Genomic DNA, 1,614 nt, shown 5'->3' on the forward strand with positions numbered 1-1,614 from the left:
ATCTCGGTAACGAGCTCCTGCTCAAGCAGGCAGCGATCCTCCTCGCCCTCGAAGACCATGATGCACTTGCACTGCTTGGGCACCATCCCCAGCGCGCGATTGAGCAGTCCGGAAAATCCGAGAGCGCCGCCGACCAGGCCGCGCAGTGTGCGCTGAAAGCCCGAGCCGCGCAGCACTTCGTAGAAAGCGCCGAAGACGTCGCCATAGCCCTCGGCGACCTCGCCCGCCTTGGCTTCGCCGCCGCCGGAGCTTCCGGCCAGGTAGGTATCGACTTCATCGTAGAGACGCATCGCCGCCGGGCGGAGCCCCGCCTGAAGGAGTTCACGAAACGTATCCCAGCCCGAGACGAGATCCGTGAACAGGAAGCTCGAAAAGGCGCGATACGCCGGCGCGCGCTTTACCTTCATGGTCGCCGCGGTGATGACGCCAAGCGTCCCCTCGCTGCCCACGAAGAGCCCCTGCCAGTTGGGCCCCGTCGCGCGCGCGGGGACGACCATTTCTTTGGCGATGCGTCCGTCGGGAAGTGCAATTTCGAGCGCCTCGACCATGTCCTCGATCTTGCCGTGCAGGCTCGAGAGCTGCCCGGCCGAGCGCGCGGCGAGCCAGCCGCCCAGCGTGCTCGTGTAGATGGAGCTCGGGAAGTGTCCGAGCGTGTAGCCGCGCGCGTTCAGGTAGCGCTCGAGCTTCTCGCCGTTGATGCCCGACTCCGCATGAAGAAGCTGGGACTTCTCATCGAGACCCAGCACGCGGGTAAGCCGCTTGGTGTCGAGCGAAATGCCGCCGGCAATGGGAATCGCACCGCCGCACACACCCGAGCCCTCGGCATAGGGAGTGACGGGGAGTTTCTGCTCGCTTGCGTAGCGCAGCACTTTGGCGACTTCTTCGGGCGTTCCGGGGCGCACCACCACCGCGGGCAGCACTCCAAGGCGCGCGTCGCGAATGTCGATCTTGGTGGCCGGCCAGCAGTCGGTGGAGTTGGCAATGCGATCGCTCTCGAGCGTGCTGACCGCGCTCTGGCCGCAGAGCTTTGCGAGCGCAGCGAGCTGCCTGGGCGTGACATCAACCGGGTTCATGCGCCGCCTCCTGCGTGCTGGCCCGCAACGTAGCCGCTGACCAGTGCCACGCCGAGCCCGCCGGGCCCGGCCACCGCGTCGTAACCGCCGAGCACGCTGCCCGCGACATGGAGGTTCTCGTAGATCGCGGCGCCGTCCTCGCCCACCGGCCGCATCTTCGCGTCCACGCGAAGGCCCGCGCAGAACGCGGCGTGGGAGCGCAGGAAGCGCCGGTCGAAGATCTCCTCGTTGGTCACCGATACAAAGCGCTGGTCCTTCCAGAAGACCGGCAGCCCAAAAAGCGGCTCGCGCAGCGCGCCTTCCTTCTCGATGCCGCCACCAATGAACTTTCCACCGGCCAGCACGTAGCGCGGGGCCCGCAGGGCCTTTTCCTCGCCGGAGGCAAGGCGCACCTTCAGCGATCCGACGGTGCCCCGCGCGCATTCAACGCCGATCACGTCGCCGGCGAGCACTTCGACATCAAGCGCCTTGATCACGCGCTGCAATGCCAGATCGAAACGCACACCCGGCGCCGAGGGCGGCACGGCCAGGGTCTCGATCA

General features: G+C 67.0%; 2 protein-coding genes. Both read right to left on the reverse strand.

Features of this window, described 5'->3' with window-relative positions:
- Positions 1-1,073 (reverse strand): FAD-binding oxidoreductase (locus KDH09_19835; protein ID MCB0221959.1); only part of this gene is annotated, 1,073 nt, incomplete at its 3' end.
- The coding region (locus KDH09_19840; protein ID MCB0221960.1) for a hypothetical protein at positions 1,070-1,614 on the reverse strand (545 nt) is incomplete at its 5' end. The genes KDH09_19835 and KDH09_19840, both read right to left, overlap by 4 nt.

The sequence above is a fragment of the Chrysiogenia bacterium genome, assembly GCA_020434085.1.
Lineage (GTDB): Bacteria > JAGRBM01 > JAGRBM01 > JAGRBM01 > JAGRBM01 > JAGRBM01.